General features: G+C 65.6%; 10 protein-coding genes. 7 read left to right on the forward strand and 3 right to left on the reverse strand.

All coding sequences use genetic code 11. The annotated features are described in order from the left end of the window. Positions 1-165 precede the first annotated feature (165 nt). Positions 166-2,022: a glycosyltransferase gene (locus tag M2320_RS00005; protein WP_264595545.1), complete on the reverse strand. Its 1,857-nt coding sequence runs from the start codon at positions 2,020-2,022 to the stop codon at positions 166-168. A 27-nt stretch (positions 2,023-2,049) separates the two neighbouring features. On the opposite strand from M2320_RS00005, the gene M2320_RS00010 reads away from it, so the two are divergent. Further along, positions 2,050-2,223: a hypothetical protein gene (locus tag M2320_RS00010; RefSeq protein WP_264595546.1), complete on the forward strand. Its 174-nt coding sequence runs from the start codon at positions 2,050-2,052 to the stop codon at positions 2,221-2,223. Between the two features lie 194 nt (positions 2,224-2,417). On the opposite strand, the gene M2320_RS00015 is transcribed toward M2320_RS00010, so the two are convergent. After that, on the reverse strand, positions 2,418-3,686 hold the full coding sequence (locus tag M2320_RS00015) for a polyhydroxyalkanoate depolymerase (RefSeq protein ID WP_264595547.1): 1,269 nt from the start codon (positions 3,684-3,686) through the stop codon (positions 2,418-2,420). 275 nt (positions 3,687-3,961) lie between these two features. Between M2320_RS00015 and M2320_RS00020 the strand changes: the two genes are divergently transcribed. Both M2320_RS00020 and M2320_RS00025 read left to right on the forward strand, forming a co-directional pair. Then, positions 3,962-4,606 (forward strand): MBL fold metallo-hydrolase, encoded by a 645-nt coding sequence (locus M2320_RS00020; protein WP_264595548.1) that lies wholly within the window; start codon positions 3,962-3,964, stop codon positions 4,604-4,606. A 4-nt stretch (positions 4,607-4,610) separates the two neighbouring features. Continuing rightward, entirely contained in the window at positions 4,611-5,432 is an 822-nt protein-coding gene (locus tag M2320_RS00025; RefSeq protein ID WP_264595549.1) for a universal stress protein, read from the forward strand. 121 nt (positions 5,433-5,553) lie between these two features. Here M2320_RS00025 and M2320_RS00030 read toward each other — a convergent pair whose 3' ends face one another. Further along, on the reverse strand, positions 5,554-6,351 hold the full coding sequence (locus tag M2320_RS00030) for a response regulator (protein ID WP_264595550.1): 798 nt from the start codon (positions 6,349-6,351) through the stop codon (positions 5,554-5,556). A 163-nt stretch (positions 6,352-6,514) separates the two neighbouring features. On the opposite strand from M2320_RS00030, the gene M2320_RS00035 reads away from it, so the two are divergent. The 4 genes from M2320_RS00035 to pbpC all read left to right on the forward strand — a co-directional run bounded on the left by M2320_RS00035 (position 6,515) and on the right by pbpC (position 14,794). Next, the gene (locus M2320_RS00035) at positions 6,515-6,718 is read left to right on the forward strand and encodes a NepR family anti-sigma factor (protein ID WP_184426907.1); all 204 of its coding nucleotides are present in this window, start codon (positions 6,515-6,517) and stop codon (positions 6,716-6,718) included. After that, positions 6,715-7,245: a sigma-70 family RNA polymerase sigma factor gene (locus M2320_RS00040; protein WP_184426905.1), complete on the forward strand. Its 531-nt coding sequence runs from the start codon at positions 6,715-6,717 to the stop codon at positions 7,243-7,245. Before M2320_RS00035 ends, M2320_RS00040 begins: the two co-directional genes overlap by 4 nt. A 70-nt stretch (positions 7,246-7,315) precedes the next feature. Further along, positions 7,316-12,556 carry an alpha-2-macroglobulin gene (locus tag M2320_RS00045; RefSeq protein WP_264595551.1) on the forward strand — a complete coding sequence of 1,747 codons (5,241 nt, stop codon included), beginning with the start codon at positions 7,316-7,318 and terminating at the stop codon, positions 12,554-12,556. Between the two features lie 81 nt (positions 12,557-12,637). Further along, positions 12,638-14,794, forward strand: a complete 2,157-nt coding sequence (pbpC, locus tag M2320_RS00050) for a penicillin-binding protein 1C (RefSeq protein WP_264595552.1) — start codon at positions 12,638-12,640, stop codon at positions 14,792-14,794. Positions 14,795-14,862 lie beyond the last annotated feature (68 nt).

A 14,862-nucleotide genomic window follows, 5' to 3' on the forward strand; every position in this document is an offset into this window, starting at 1 on the left:
CGCCTGGAACAAGCTCACCGATCTGCCAGACGTCATCACCTCAATCGGAATGCGCGACTGGGCGCATGTGGGTCAGACATGAGGGCCGTTAGTATCAGCCCGTCAGAGCTCTTCGTTGACGCATTTTCTTCACGCGAACCGGCGCCCACTTCGCTCGAAAATGCTCTAAAACTTGAAGTTTTCCCAATAGTCGAGCGAACGCAGCTCCGGCGCGCTTTCGCGCCAGCGCCGGGCGACCGAACCGAATTTCAGCGCGAAGCGCGCCTCCGCCCGCGCCATCGCGCCCATGCAGGCGCGGAACAGGCCGCGGTCCATCTCAAAAACCTGCAGCTTGTCGGAGCCCGACTCGCAATAGGCCCAGCGCGCGAAGCGGTACAGCGCGCGCTGGTGCACGGCGCTGCGGTTGGGGAACACGCAAGTCTCCTGGATCAGCGAACGCGGGCGCAGCAGATGGCCGTTGAAGCTGAGCGCGGCGACCAGGCGCCGAATCAAGCCGCGCGCGCGACGCGCCGGGCGCCAGCTCCCGCCGAATTCGTCGAGCGTCGCCACGCGCGCATTGGCGTTGCGGCTGCGGTAATGCGCCATCACCCTCATATGGACCTGCTCGGGATCGTCCCGCAGCAACAGCTCGGGCCCGCGCAAAAAATCGTCCATGGCGAGGGACAACAGCGCCGCCGCGCCATATTGCTGGGTCAGCACGAAGCCGCGATGCCGCTTGTGCAGCCGGCGCAGCACGCGCCAGGGCTTGAGCTTCGTCTCGGTCTGGATGCAATAGCGGATCAGCTCGTTGCGAATGTTGTAATAAGCGAACCAGCCTTCGAGCTTGGCGTAATAGGGCTCGTGCCAGATGGCCACGCCGACCGGCGCGACGATCCGCCCGCCCTGCTGGACGACGCGCACGCCATATTCGACATCGTCGAGATGGACGAAACAGGGCAACGGCATGCCGAAGCGGCGGAACGCATCGACCGCGCCGCCGAAGAACCAGAACCCGTTAAAATTGGTGCGGCTCGGCGCCAGCAGGGCGTCTTTCGCCTCCTCTGTCGTGAGGTCGCAGGGCGGCAGGCGCGCATCGACCTTTTCGAACTCGGACGGGCGCCAGAAGGCGCCGGCGTCGGCGAGACGGCAGGGGTCGAACACGTCGAGCTGCGCCCCGCCATAAAACACCTCGGGACGCGGGTCGAGCCGGAACAGATTGATCATGCGCAGGACCGAGGCGCCGTCGATTTCGGCGTCGTCGTCCATCAGGATGATATGGCTCGCCCGTCCCGCGCGCAGCGTTTCGAGAATGCCGCGCGAAAACCCGCCGGCGCCGCCGGTGTTGCGCTGCGCGATCATTTTTATGCGCTCGCCCCATTCGGGATCGCGGGCGAGCGTCCCGGCATTGTCGATCACGGTGACGCCGAAATCCACGTCGGCCGCGGACAGCAAGCGCTGCAACAGCGAAACGTTTCGCGAGACCTGGGTCTCGCGCTTGAACGTGCAAATGACGATTTCCGGACGAACCGGCGGCGGCGGCGCGGCAACGATGCGCCAGCCGGCGGCGGACAGGCGCAGGCCGGCGCGATGCGCCTTCAACTCGAACCACCAGCGCCCGCGCATCTGCTCGCTCGGCTGCAAGGCGAAGGGAATGCAGATCTCTTGGGTGTTCTCAGCCTCCACGGTCGCGGCGTGACGCAGGCGCGGCTCGCCCTCGTCGGCGCAATGCCACAGCTCGACGCGTCCCTCGCCCTGCAGCGCCAGCCGCAATTCAAGCGGACGACCGGCGAGCAGGGGCGCGAGATCGCGTTCGTAGAGCGCGGTGAAATAGCCGTCGAAGGCGACGCGGTCGCCGATTCCGAGCTGAAGATCGCCATTGGCGCAACGCCCGAACTCATGTGCGATCACGTAGAGACCACTGATCTCGGTGCGAAACCCGAGGTCGATCGGAAAGAATTCGAAACGCTCGCCCGAAAGATTGCGGATCACCTGATCGCCCGGCGCCGTGTCCGCGCCTTCAAGGGAAAGTTGTGCGACGCCCATGGCGAACCCGCCCTCATGGAATGATGAATGGATGGCAATCCACTACTTTTGCAAAACAGCCTTGGCAAGGCGTTTCTTCGTCGCCGTCACGCCGTCTATTCAGAAAGTTGGCAAAGCGGCGGCGCAGTTATGTCGCTGATGCGACGCAACGTTCAGCTTAAGTTAAGCTCGGCAAAACAGGGCTCCGCCAGCGCTGCCTAATATTCGACGCGATGAGCTATAGACTTTTCTAAAAAATGGCGCCTTTGAACTTAAAAGTCCGTCTCATGTCCCTGGCGGGCGCGCACGGGGACTGAGCGGCCCCAGACATCCGCGGCCCAAATGCGGGCGCAGCCGGGGTCGCCTGTTCCAGCTTCATCCCCGGCCGCCTCATCGGTTTTCTTGCGCGCAGCGCCTCAGGCGGGGAACAGCCCCGCCTCTTCCACGGTCTTGTGGAAGGCGCAGACTTTCGGCGCGATATGCTTGCGGAAGCGCGAGCCGTTGAACACCCCGTAATGGCCGACATCCTGTTGCAAATGATGGTGGCGGATCTGCTCGGGGATGCTCGAGCACAGGTCCTGCGCGGCCTGGGTCTGGCCGACGCCGGAAATATCGTCCTTCTCGCCCTCGACGGTGAGCAGGCCGACGCGGCGGATCGCCTTGAGATCGACCTTTTCGCCCTTGTGGAGCATCTCGCCTTTGGGCAAAGCGTGATGCACGAAGACGGTGTCGATGGTTTGCAGATAAAACTCCGCCGTCAGGTCCATCACCGCCAGATATTCGTCATAGAATTCGCGATGCTTTTCCGCGGAATCGCCGTCGCCTTGGACGAGATGATTGAACATGTCCAGATGAGCGTTGACGTGGCGATCGAAATTCATCGCCATGAAGCCGGAGAGCTGCAGAAAGCCGGGATAGACGTAACGGCCGACGCCCGGATAGGGGAAGGGCAGCACGTGGATGCAATTGCGCCGGAACCAGGCGGGACCGCGCTTTTCCGCGAGCTTGTTCACCGCCGTCGGGCTGCGGCGCGTGTCGATCGGCCCGCCCTTCAGCGTCATCGACGCCGGCACATGCGGGCTGTCCTCCGCCTCCAGGCGCGCCACCGCCGCCAGCACCGGCACCGACGGCTGGCACACCGCCAGCACATGGAACGGGGTTTCCTCCGCCGTGCTGAGATATTCGCAGAAGTCCGCGACGTAATCGATGTAATCGTCGAGGTCGAATTTCCCCAGGCTCAGCGGCACGATGCGCGCGTCCACCCAGTCGGTGATATAGACGTCATGCGTCTGCAGGAATTGCTCGACCGTGCCGCGCAGCAGCGTGGCGTAATGGCCCGACATCGGCGCGACGATCAGCAGCCGCGACTGCGGCGCCGAGCCCGCCGGCAGGTCCCTGACGAAATGCAGCAGGTGACAGAACGGCTTGACCAGCACCACCTCCTCGGTCACGGCGACCTCCTCGCCGTTGACGAAGACGCTTTCGATGCCGAAGGCCGGCTTGCCGTAGCGTCGGGTGACGCGCTCGAACAATTCGGCTGAAGCCGCGATGTTGCGGCCCATGGGCGTATAGGCGAGGGGATTGACCGGATTCTTGAAGGTCAAACGGGTGAGGTCGGAAACCGCGCGCGCCGGCGCCAGCGCCAGCTGCGCCATTTCATAGAACTGATAGGCAAAACGATTCATCTTCACGCTCCGACATGCGGGCCTGTCTCTGACCTTGGCCTTCCTCCCGCCGGCGGACATGCTTTTTCTTGTTACGCCGGGCCGAATTCAAGAACTTATGAACAAAAGGGCCCGGCGTCCACGCCCTTTCCATGAAACCAAAGCCGCAGCAGGGGCGATTTCCCCCATCAACGTCAATTTTGCCACAGGGGAAGGGGGAGAATCCGGGTCAGCCGGCATTGCGTCGCCCCGAAGCGCGGCTATGATCGCGGGTCACAGCCGGCGCGGGGGAGTTCATGACGCAAATCAAGGTCGCCATCGTTCCGGTAACGCCCTTTCAGCAAAATTGCTCCCTGCTCATTTGCCAAACCAGCAACAAGGCCGCCGTGGTCGATCCCGGCGGCGACGTGCCGCTGATCCTGCGCGCCATCGAGCAGACCGGCGCGCAGGTTGAAAAAATCCTGCTCACCCACGGCCATGCCGACCACGCCGGCGGCGCCGCCGAATTGCGCGAAAAGCTCGGAACGCCCATCGAAGGCCCGCATATCGGCGACAAGTTCCTGCTCGACAAGCAGGATGTGGCCTCCGCAATGTTCGGCTTCCCCTGCCGCAATGTCACCCCTGACCGCTGGCTCGCCCATGGCGATGTGGTGAGCTTTGGCGAGGCCAGTTTCGACATCCGTCATTGCCCCGGCCACACGCCGGGAAGCGTGCTGTTCATCAACACGCCCATGAATTTCTGCGTCGTCGGCGACGTGCTGTTCCAGGGGTCGATCGGCCGCACCGATCTGCCCGGCGGCGACCACGCGCTGTTCATGCGCTCGATCGCCGCGCAAATTCTCACGCTCGAGGATTCCATGGCCTTCATTCCCGGCCATGGACCGATGGGCGCCATTGGCGAGGAACGCCGCCACAATCCCTTCCTGCAACATTTGGCTTGATCCCATGGCATTGCGCTCGATCCTGATTCATCTCACCGCCAGCCCGCGCTGCGAGGCGCGGCTCAAGCTCACGGTCGACCTGGCGCGGCGCGCGGGCGCGCGCCTCACCGGCCTGTTTTCGCAGATCGCCGAGCCGCACCGGGTCGGCGTCGCCTCGGAATGGCCGCCAAAGGCCTATAAGGAGGCCGGCGAGATCGCCCGCGCCACATTTTTGAACGCGACCGAGGGCGTGGACGCGCATTACCAGGACCTCAACCGCGGCGCGGAAGAGGATTTGACGCCGCAATTCGTCGATTACGCCCGACATTTCGACCTGGTCGTCCTCGGCCAGCGCATGCCCGACAATTCGCTGATCCCGCCCGACCTGCTCGAACAGATCATCGTGCAATCCGGCCGCCCCGCGCTGATCGTCCCCTATGCCGGCGGCTTCGACAGCGTCGGCGCGCGGCCGGTGTTCGCCTGGTCGGATTCGCGCTGCTCCGCCCGCGCCTTCAGCGACGCGGTCCCGCTGGTCGCCCCCGGGGCCGAACCGCTGATCGTCAGCCTGTCCAAGGCCGGCGACGAGCAGGGTCTCGCCTATCGCAAGCAATCGCTGGCGCTCGCCGCCGCCCATCTCGACGCCCACGGCCTGAAGGCGAGGACCGAGCAGATCACCCTCGGCGAGATCGGGCTGATGGACGCGCTGCTCAACCGCTCCGCGGACCATGGCGCGGACCTGCTGGTGGTGGGCGCCTTTGGCGGGTTCCGCTATCCGCTGTTCGCGCGCGGCAGCGGCTCGCGCTACCTGCTCAAGCACATGACGGCGCCGACGCTGTTCTCGCACTGAGCCGTTCCAGCGGCGATATCCCGATATAACACGATGCTGGGCGTATCTTCCTTCTCCCCTTGCAGGAGAAGGTGGCGCGCGAAAGCGCGCCGGATGAGGGGTTCAGCCGCGAGATGAGGGGTTAAGCCGACCGCCGCTGCGCCGGCCGCGCCTGTTCGGCGAAGAACAGGGCCTGGCTGACCAAAGCCTTCACCGTCTCCGCGCGAAACGGTTTTGAGATCAGAAAAGTCGGCTCCGGCCGCTCGCCGGTGAGCAGGCTTTCGGGAAAGGCGGTGATGAAAATCACCGGCGTGGCGCAGCTCTCCAGAATTTCGTTCACGGCCTCCAGGCCCGAACTGCCGTCGGCGAGACGCACGTCGGCGAGCACCAGCCCGGGATTCTCGGCCTGCGCCAACGCCACCGCCTCGCTGTGGGTGCGCGCCGGCCCCACCACCTGATGGCCGAGGCTGGAGACGATCGCTTCAAGGTCCATGGCGATCATCGGCTCGTCCTCGATGATCGCGACTTTCGCCGCCACCTGCGCGGACAGCGCGCGGCCGACCTCGCCGATCAGCGCGACAACCTTTTCCTTGGGAATATCGAGGATGCGCGCCGCCTGTCCCGGCGTGAACTCTTCGACCGCCGTCAGCAAAAAAACCTGTCGCGCCACCGGCCCCAGCGCCTCGATGCGGCGGTCGGGCGCGGCCAATGACGGTTCGGACGCAACCGATGCCGGCTTGCGCGCGTTCCAGACCAGCGAGAACAGCCGAAAACATTCCTCGCGCCCGTCGGCCTGCGGATCGAACAGGCGGGGCGTCGCCACCAGACGCTCCAGCATGGCTTCGACCGCCGCGTCGCCCGCAGCCTGCGAACCCGTCAGCGCTCGCGCGAATCGCCTCAAGTGAGGCATTTGCTCGAAAATTACCTTGGCCGCCGACATTCCGAGTCCTCTGCCCTCGAAAGGACAATACACCAATACAGGCGACGAGATATAGGTTAGACTGCGTCACCCCGCTAGCGCGCGCCCGGAACGAATTGGCGCCGGGCGCGTTCTGCACACAAGCCTTTCGCGACGCTCAAGTCGCAAAACCGACGCTCGGCCCATGACGGACAACAGCAACAACAACCGCGCGGACATCGGCCTGGAGCCGCTGCTGCAGGCTCACATCGGCCGCAAGCTTCGGGAATTCTACGATTCCGCCGTGCGCGAACCGGTGCCGGACCGTTTCAAGCTGCTTCTGGACCAGCTTGAGAATGGCGAGCTTGAAAGCGTCGGACACGAGGACGAGGGCAACGACCCCGCATGAATCACAGCAAGGCGCCCGGCCTGAAAGAGCAGCTGCTGGCGGAGATTCCGTCCCTGCGCGCCTTCGCCTTGTCCCTGTCGGGGATCGCTGACCGCGCCGACGATCTGGTGCAGGACACGCTGGTCAAGGCCTGGGCCAACGCCGATTCGTTCACCCATGGCACCAATATGCGCGCCTGGCTGTTCACCATCATGCGCAACACCTTCTTCAGCCAGTACCGCAAGGCGCGGCGCGAGGTTCAGGATGTCGACGGCGAGGCGGCGGCGCGGCTGGTGGCCATGCCCGACCAGATGTCGCATCTCGATTTCACCGATTTCAAAGCCGAACTCGACCAGTTGCCCGCCGACCAGCGCGAAGCCCTGGTCTTGATTGGCGCCTCCGGCTTTTCCTATGAGGAGGCCGCCGAGATCTGCGGCGTCGCCGTCGGCACCATCAAAAGCCGCGTCAACCGCGCCAGGCGCCGCCTGATCGAGCGGCTGGCCTTGCAAAGCGAGGGCGAACCCGCCCCGGACGTCTCGAAAGCGTGAACGCAGGATGCGCTTGCCGATCGGCCAGCGCAGGGAAATAATGGCGCGCTTTTCCTGAAAGGGAGCGTCCATGCGCCCGTTTTTCAGCCTTCGCCTTGCCGCCGTTTTTTTCCTCGCCGTCAGCACCGCCGCAGCCGCGCCGCCCAAGCCGGCCAAAGCGCCGCCGGCGAAAATCTATGTGAACGACGATCTCGCTTCCGAAGGCGACCAGCTCGCGCAAAAGGCCCAGGACGACACCAAGGAGCTGCGCGCCGGCACGCCGCCCGCGGAGCTGCGCCGCCAGTTCACCGAAGCCGCGCTGCGCAACGATATTCCACGACAGATCACGCTGCTCCAGGCGCTCGCCGCCGCCACCCCCGACGATTCGTCCCTGTGGCTGGCGCTCGGGCGCGCCGAACTCTCCGCCGCCTCGCGAAAAGATTTTGACGAAGGCAAGCAGAAGGATTTGGCGCAGGCCGCGGCCTGGCTCGCCTACCAAAAAGCGAAAAATGGCGCCGACGAGGCCAACGCCCTCGCCCTGATCGGCCAAGTCTACGCCACACGCGACTCCTGGCGCGACGCGCTGAACGTCAACGCCCTCGCGCTCAAAGCCCATGACGATCCCGAATTGCGCAAGCTCTATGAAGACATGCGCGAGAAGCATGGCTTCAGGGTTCTCAAATATACGATCGACAACGAATCGGCCAATCCGCGCGCCTGCTTCCAGTTCTCCGAAGACCTTTTAAGGACCCGCACCGATTTCGCGCCCTTCGTGACCGTCGCCGGCCAGAGCTCTCCCGCCATTTCCCAGGACAGCCAGCAGCTCTGCGTGGAAAACCTAAGGCATGGCGAGCATTACGCCGTGACGCTGCGCGCCGGCCTGCCCTCGCAGGTCGGCGAGGACCTGCTCCATCCGCAAAACTACGATCTCTACATCCGCGACCGCAGCCCCAGCGCCCATTTCACCGGCCGCAATTACGTGCTGCCTCGCGTCGGCCCCGAAGGCCTGCCGATCGTCTCGGTGAACACCAAAAAAATCAACGTCGAGATTTTTCGCGTCGGCGACCGCAACCTGCTGCCGACCATCCGCTCCGAGGATTTTTTAAGCCAGCTCAGCGGCTACCGCCTGCAACAGCTCGGCGCCGCCAATGGAACAAAAATCTGGAGCGGATCGCTCGACGCCAAATCCGAGCTGAACAAGGATGTGATCACCGATTTCCCGGTGCTGGAGGCGATGGGACCGCCGCAGCCGGGCGTCTATGTGATGAGCGCGCGCGCCGCCGACGACCTCGCCAGCGAAGACAGCTACGACACCCAGGCGACGCAATGGTTTGTGGTCTCCGACCTGGGCCTCACCGCGCTGAGCGCGCCCGACGGCATTTCCGTGCTGGTCCGTTCGCTCGCGGACGCCGCGCCGAAAGCGAGCGTCGAGGTGCGCCTGTTGGCGAAAAACAATGAGGTGCTGGCGACAGGTAAAACCGACGCGCAGGGGGCGGTTCGCTTCGACCCCGGCCTGTCGCGCGGCGAAGGCGGGCTCGCCCCCGGCCTGATCCTGGCGAATGACGGCAAGGCCGACGCCAATTTTTTGGACCTGCAACAAAGCGCCTTCGACCTCGCCGACCGCGGCGTGAAGGGCCGCGTCGCGCCAACCAAACTCGACGCCTTTGTCTATGCCGAGCGCGGGGTCTATCGCTCCAACGAAACCGTGTTCCTCACCGCCCTGCTGCGCGACGCCCAGGGGACCGCCGTCGCCCAGACCCCGGTGACCCTGGTGGTCAAGCGCCCCGACGGCGTCGAATTTTTGCGCACCACCACGACCGACCAGGGCCTGGGCGGGCGCAGCCTGTCCTTCAAACTTCCGGCCAACGCCAATTCCGGCGGCTGGACGGTCGAGGCTTTTGTTGACCCCAAGAGTCCCGCACTCGGCGAAACCTCGTTCCTGGTGGAAGATTACATCCCCGAGCGCATGGACATGACGCTCGCGACCAAAGCCGCCAACGCAAGGCCGGGCGAAACCATCAATGTGGACGCCACCCTGCGCTATCTCTATGGCGCGCCCGGCGCCGGCCTCGCCATTTCGGGCGAAGTCGAGATCAGCCAGGCCAAGGACCACGGCCTGCCCGCGCTCGCCGGCTATGAGGCGGGAACGACCGACGAAGACTTTTCCAACATCAAGAACGACGTCGAGACCGACGCCGAAACGGACGACCAGGGCAAGGCGAGCGTCGAAATCCCCCTGCCGGAAGCCCAGGCCACAAGGCCGCTCGAAGCCAAGATCACCCTGCGCGCCGGCGAGACGGGCGGGCGCGCCATCGAGCGCCAGGTTTTCGTGCCGCTGCTGCCGAACACCAGCCTGATCGGCGTGAAGAAAACTTTTGGGACGCTCAGCGAAGGCGCCCAGGCGACGTTCGACGTCATTGCGATTGGCCCCGACGGCAAGCGCAAGGCGCAGAAAAATGTGCAATGGACGCTGTACCGCGTGAACAATGATTATCAGTGGTACAAGCAGGACGGCCGCTGGACCTTTGAGCAGGTCAATTCGACGTCAAAAATCGCCTCCGGCCTGATCGAGCTGACCAAGGACCAACCGGCGAAAATCGCGGCGCTGGTTGGGCTGGGCCGCTATCGGCTCGACCTGCGCGGCGAGGACCCCAAGGACGCGCAAACCTCCGTCAGCTTCGACTCCGGCTGGTCGAGCGAAGCCAAGGCCCCCACCCCCGACCTGCTCGACCTCACGCTCGACAAATCCGCCTATGCCAGCGGCGACACGCTGGTGGCCAAAATCACCGCCCGCGCCGACAGCAAGGCGACCCTCGCCATCATTGGCGACAAGACCCACGCCACCGTGCTCGCCGATCTGAAAAAGGGCGAGAACGAAATCAAATTGCCGGTGGGCGCCGACTGGGGCGCCGGCGCCTATGCGGTGGCGCTGGCCCATCGCCCGCTGGACAAGGCGGCGCAGCGCAATCCCGGCCGCGCCATCGGCGTCGCCTGGTTCGCCATCGACGCCCCCGCGCACAAGCTCGACGTGGCGATCAAGGCGCCGCCCAAGGCCAGCCCACGCGAAAAGCTGACGGTCCCACTGGTGATCAGCGGCCTGTCAGCAGGCGATGAGGCCTATGTCACGGTCTCCGCCGTCGACCTCGGCATTCTCAATCTGACGCGCTACCAGACTCCGGACCCGCGCAGCTATTTCTACGGGCAAAAACTGCTGTCGGCGGAAGTGCGCGATCTCTACGGCCTGCTCATTGACGGCCTTCAGGGAACGCGCGGCGCGATCCGCAGCGGCGGCGATTCCGGCGGCCCCGAAGCCGGCGTGGAAAAGCCGACCCAGGAGCCGCTCGCGCTCTATTCCGGCCTGGTCAAAGTGGGACCAGACGGCAAGGCGCAAGTCTCCTTCGACATGCCGGCCTTCAACGGCACGGTGCGGCTCACCGCCGTCGCCTGGACGAAGAAGGCGGCGGGCTCGGCCTCGGCGGATGTGATCGTGCGCGACCCCGTAGTGGTCCAAGCCAGCCTGCCCCGCTTCCTCGCGCTGAACGATCAGTCGCGGCTCAACCTGCGCATCGACAATGTCGAGGGCGCAGCCGGCGACTATCGCATCGACGTGCAACCGCAAGGCGGGGTGGCTGGCGATCTGCATCGCACCCTAAAACTCGCGGCCAAGGCGGCGACCACGCTCGACATTCCGCTGCGCGCGGAAAAAATCGGCGCGGGCGCCGTCCAGGTGTCGCTCGCTGGCCCTAACTTCTCCGTCACGCAAACCCTGCCGCTGCAAGTGGAGCCGGGAACCTCTCCGGTGGGCCGGCGCGACATCCGCGAAATCGCGCCGGGCGAGAGCCTGACGCTCAACACCGCTTTGCTCACGGACTTTTTGCCGGGCACGGGCGCGGTGGCGGTGAGCGTCTCGCCGCTCGCCGGCATCGACGCCGCCGCCCTGTTGCACCGGCTCGACGTCTATCCCTATTCCTGTTCCGAGCAGACCGTGAGCCGCGCGCTGCCGCTGCTCTATGTCAACAAGCTCACGCAGGCCCGCCACTACGCCTTCTCCGAGGACATTCCCACCCGTATCAGCGCCGCGATCAAGACCCTGCTGGCGCGCCAGGATTCTTCGGGTTCGTTCGGCCTGTGGTCGGCGAGCGGCCCCGAGGACATCTGGCTCAACGCCTATGTCACCGACTTTTTGACCCGCGCGCGCGAAAACGCCTACGAGGTCCCGCAAAAAGCCATGGACCTCGCGCTCGATCGCCTGCGCAATTATGTCGTCAACACCACGGAGGTCGACGCCGATAAGAGCGCGCCGCTCGCCTATGCGATCTATGTCCTGGCGCGCAACGGCCGCCCGGTGAGCGGCGATCTGCGCTATCTCACCGACGCCAAACTCGACGTCTTTTCGACGCCGCTGGCGCGGGCGCAACTCGCCGGCGCCGCCGCCCTGCTGGGCGACAAGGCGCGGGCCTCGCGCGTCTTCCTCGCCGCCGCGGATAGCCTGAACGGCGCCAAGCCCTCGCAATACTCGCGCCCCGACTTCGGTTCGTCGCTGCGCGACGGCGCCGGCCTGTTGGCGCTGGGCGCGGAAGGCGCCGCCGATCCATCGGTGTTGATCAAGGCGGCCAAATTCGTCGATGGCGAGAGCGTCAAGCTGCATGAGGGCTCGACCCAGGAGCAAAGCTGGCTGGTGCTGGCGGCGCAGGCGACGGCGGCGCAGGCGCAAAACCTGAAAATCGCGGTGGACGGCGCCGCGACGCAAGGCCCGTTCAGCGCCCGCTACGAGGACGCCGTTTTGGCGAAAAAACCCGTGACCATCACCAATGCCAACGACAAGCCGCTGCGCATCGGCATCGACATTTCGGGCCGCCCGACGACGCCCGAGCCTGCGGAAAGTCGCGGCTATGCGCTGGAGCGCGGCCTGTTCCACATGGACGGCTCTCCGGCAGATCCCCAACACATCGCGCAAAACGAGCGTCTGGTGGCGACGATCAAAGTGGTGGAGACGGAAGCCGCCTTCGCCCGGCTCGTCCTTGAGGACCGCCTGCCCGCGGGCCTGGAAATCGACAATCCCGCGCTCTACGACGGCGGCTCGACCGAGGGCCTGAATTGGGTCAAGGCCGATGTCGAGCCCAGCCACACCGAATACAAGGACGACCGCTTCGTCGCCTCGTTCGAGCGATCAGGCTCGGAAAAGGCGACGTTCACCGTGGCCTATATCGTCCGCGCGGTGAGCCCCGGCCGCTACGTGCAGCCCCCGGCGCTGATCGAAGACATGTACAGGCCGGAACGTTTTGGTCGCACAGGCTTTGGCGAAGTGGTCGTCGAGGCGCCCAAGAAGTGAGATGCGAGGCCCGCCCTCGTGGTTCGAGACGGACGCCTTGCGGCGTCCTCCTCACCATGAGGGCTACCGACAGGCTGTGTGATGGACCCCAACATTAGCCCTCACCCTGAGGAGGCTCCGCAGGAGCCGTCTCGAAGGGCGGGGGCGGTCCACGACGCTTCAGACCGCGACCCACGCTTCCTCAAAGCTTTTGTCGCCGTCTTCATCCTCGGCCTCGCCATCCCCTCAGCCCAAAGCGAACTCCAGCGCCGCATGGGTCCCCCGGACCTCTCCGCACTGCATACATCCTCGACCTTCGCCCTCGACCGCAACGGCGTCCTGCTGCGCGCCTTCGCCGCCCCGGACGGACGCTGGCGCCTGCCGGCGAAAGCCGACGAGGTCGACCCCAAATTTTTCGCCCTGCTCAAAGCCTATGAGGACAAGCGCTACGAAAACCATTCCGGCGTCGATCTGCGCGCCCTCGCCCGCGCGCTTTGGCAATATGCCACCCATGGCCGCGCGCTCTCCGGCGCCTCGACGCTGTCCATGCAGGCCGCGCGACTGCTCGAACCCCGCGCCCCCCACACGTTTGCCGCCAAACTCAAGCAAATCTATCGCGCCAAACAATTGGAAGCGCGCTTCTCCAAAAAGCAGATTTTCGAAATCTACCTGGCGCTGGCCCCCTATGGCGGCAATGTCGAAGGCCTGCGCGCCGCCAGTCTCGCCTATTTCGGCAAGGAGCCGCGCCGCCTGAGCACCGGCGAGGCCGCCCTGCTGGTCGCCCTGCCCCAGGCGCCGGAATCCCGCCGTCCCGACCGCGCGCCGGCGCGGGCGCGGGCCGCCCGCGACCGGGTGATCGACCGGGCGCTGGCCGCCCATGTGATCACGGCGGAAGACGCCCGCCGCGCCAAGGCCGAACCGCCGCCGATCCGGCGAAAGGATTTTCCCAATCTCGCCGCGCAGGTCACCGACCAGCTGATCAAAACCCAGCCGGACCGGCGCGTGCTTCGTCTCACCTATGACGCGCGCCTGCAAAAGAGCCTGGAGGAGCTGGTCCAGCGCAAATGCGAGCGCCTCGGCCCAAAGCTCACCGCAGCAATCATCGTCATCGACAATAGCAACGGCCATGTGCTCGCCCATGTCGGCGGCGCCGATTATTTTTCCAAGGATCGCGCCGGCGCCCTCGACATGGCCCGCGCGCTGCGCTCGCCGGGATCGACCCTAAAACCCTTCATCTACGCCACCGCCTTCGCCGAGGGCCTCGCCCATCCCGAAACCCTCCTTGATGATTCCCCGGCGCGCTACGGCCTCTGGCGCCCGGTCAATTTCGACGACACGTTCCACGGATCGGTCACGGCGCGCAAAGCCCTGCAATTCTCCCTCAACCTGCCGGCGGCCCAGCTTCTCAACGAGGTCGGTCCGGCCCGCCTGCTCGCCCGCCTGCGCAGCGCCGGCCTGCAACTGACGCTCCCCAAAAACTCCGACGTCGGCCTCGCCATCGGCCTCGGCGGCGTCGGCGCGCGGCTGATCGACCTGACCCGCGCCTATGCCGCCTTCGCCCGCGACGGCGTCGCCCCCGATCTCACCGAAAACCTCGACGATCCGCCAAAGCCTGAAAACCGTCGCCTCACCGAACCGGCGAGCGCCTGGCAGATCGCCGACATCTTGCGCGGCGCTCCGCCCCCCGACAATGGCGCGAGCGGCCGCATCGCCTTCAAGACCGGCACGTCCTACGGCTACCGCGACGCGCTCGCCATCGGTTTCGACAAAGCCCACACGATCGGCGTCTGGGTGGGGCGCGCCGACAATGGCCCGGTTCCCGGCCTGATCGGCCGCCAAATCGCCGCGCCCCTCCTGTTCGACGCTTTCGCACGGCTCGGCGGCGCCAACGAACCGGTCCCGCGTCCGGAAAACGTGCTTCAGGCCCGCAACAGCGCCGACCTGCCGCCGCCTTTGCGCCATTTGCGCCATGGCGCGAAAACCATGGCGGCGACCCACGCCAATCCGCTGAAAATCTTCTTCCCGCCGGAAGGCGCGCGCATCGATCTCGGTTTAAGCCAGGGCCATGACAAGAGCGATCTGACGCTCAAAGCCCAGGGCGGCGCCCCGCCCTTCACCTGGACGGTCAATGGCGCGCCGATCCAGCAAGCCGCCCAGCGCCACGAGGCGCGCTGGACGCCGGACGGCGCCGGTTTCGCCCGCGTCTCCGTCATCGACGCCAATGGCGCGAGCGACAGCGTGCTGGTGCGGCTGGAGTAGTAAAAACAACGCGGGAGCGCCCGCAAAATCGAAGCGCGGCGCTGGCAATCCGCCGGCCGGGGTCGTAC

Source organism: Rhodoblastus acidophilus, from assembly GCF_025961575.1.
Taxonomy (GTDB): Bacteria; Pseudomonadota; Alphaproteobacteria; order Rhizobiales; family Beijerinckiaceae; genus Rhodoblastus; species Rhodoblastus acidophilus_C.